Source organism: Streptomyces torulosus, assembly GCF_001419765.1.
In the GTDB taxonomy this organism is placed as follows: domain Bacteria; phylum Actinomycetota; class Actinomycetes; order Streptomycetales; family Streptomycetaceae; genus Streptomyces; species Streptomyces torulosus.
Window position 1 is genome coordinate 1 of sequence record NZ_LIRK01000663.1, and the last position, 1,520, is coordinate 1,520.

Annotated in this window: 2 protein-coding genes; both read right to left on the minus strand. The window is 73.1% G+C overall.

Annotated elements, in window-relative coordinates; genetic code table 11:
* Positions 1-825: SDR family NAD(P)-dependent oxidoreductase (locus tag AOK23_RS36880; RefSeq protein WP_107102962.1), on the minus strand; the 825-nt coding region annotated here is incomplete at its 3' end.
* Positions 826-881: 56 nt separating this feature from the next.
* On the minus strand, positions 882-1,520 hold a 639-nt coding region (locus tag AOK23_RS36885), incomplete at its 5' end, for an SDR family oxidoreductase (RefSeq protein WP_055716857.1).

Sequence of the window (1,520 nt, forward strand, 5' to 3'; positions counted from 1 at the left end):
CGCGTCCCCCTCCTCCCCCGCCGCACGCTCCTTCTCGCGCCAGGCGCGTGCCGCCCTGTCGAAGGAGGTGTTCACGGCCAGCAGGCCGCCGTCGACGCGGAGGGTGGTGCCGGTGATCCAGGCGGCGTCCCGCGACGCCAGGAACGCGACGGCGGCCGCGATGTCCTCCGGTTCGCCGACCCGGCCCAGCGGATAGATCTCGCCGAGGGCGTCGAGGTGAGCCTCACGGCCCGCCCAGCCCGAGGTGCGGACCGTGCCGGGGGCCACGAGGTTGACGCGGACACCGCGCGGGGCGGCGTCCCCGGCGAGGGTACGGGTCAGCGAGGCGAGACCCGCCTTGGCGGCGCTGTAGGCGTGGTTGCCGAAGTCCTGGAGGCCGTTGACGGAACCGATGTTGACGATCGCCCCGCGCCCGGAGGCCACCAGGTGCGGCAGCGCGGCGCGCGAGCAGCGGAACGCACTGGTGAGGGTCAGGTCGAGGTCACGCTCCCAGGTCTCGTCCGGGGTCTCCTCGAACAGGGGTGTGTCCGGGGTGCAGCCGAAGGCGTTGTTCACGAGCACGTCGAGGGAGCCGAAGAGGTCCACGGCGTGCGCGACGGCCGCCTCGACGGAGGCCCGGTCGCCGACGTCGCAGGGGAAGGCGTGCGCCGCGGACCCCCGGCGGCGCAGGTCCGCGGCGGTCCGTTCAGCCGCCGGCAGGTCCACGTCGGTGACGAGGACCCGAGCGCCCTCCCCGGCCAGCCGCCGAGCGGTGGCCGCTCCGATCCCCCGCGCCGCACCCGTGATGAGCACGCCGTACCCCTCGAAGCGTCCCGTCGCATACATACGCCAGAACGTACTGCGCACCCGATCACCAGGACAGGTGCGACGCGATCCTGGGGTCAGCGGTAGCCGGTGGTGTCGGCCGGCTTGTCTGCGTCCTGGACCTCTACGAGGTAGCGCCAGGCGTCCGGGCGGCTGCCGTCCAGGTCCGTGAAGCCGTACACCTGGGCGAGGCCGCCGCTGGAGAGGGAGGTGCCGTTGTGGCGGGCGACGTCGGGGTCGGCGGCGAGGGCGGCGACCGCCCGGCCGACGTAGCGCGGGGTCTCGGAGATGGCGAAGTGGGGGACGGTGTCCAGGGCGTCGCGCCAGTTGTCCTCGGTCACGCCGTAGCCGTCGAGCATCATCTCCGAGCGGAGCCAGCCCGGGGTGAGGGCGACGGCCGTGGCACCGCGGGGGCCCAGTTCATGACCCAGGGCGAACGCCATGCGCAGCACTGCGGCCTTGGCGAGGTCGTAGAAGAAGGAGACGCGGTAGGTGGCGCGGTTGTAGTCGGCGGTGCCGTCGGTCATCTCGACGACCAGGCCGCCAGGGTGGCGCAGCAGCAGGGGCAGCGCGTGGTGGCTGGTGATCGCGTGGGTGTCCACGGCGAGCCGCAGCAGCCGCAGCCCGTTGTCGAGGTCGTGCTCCCAGACCGGGGCATCCCAGTCGAACAGTTTCTCGCCGCCCCAGATGTCGTTGACCAGGACGTCGAGCCTGCC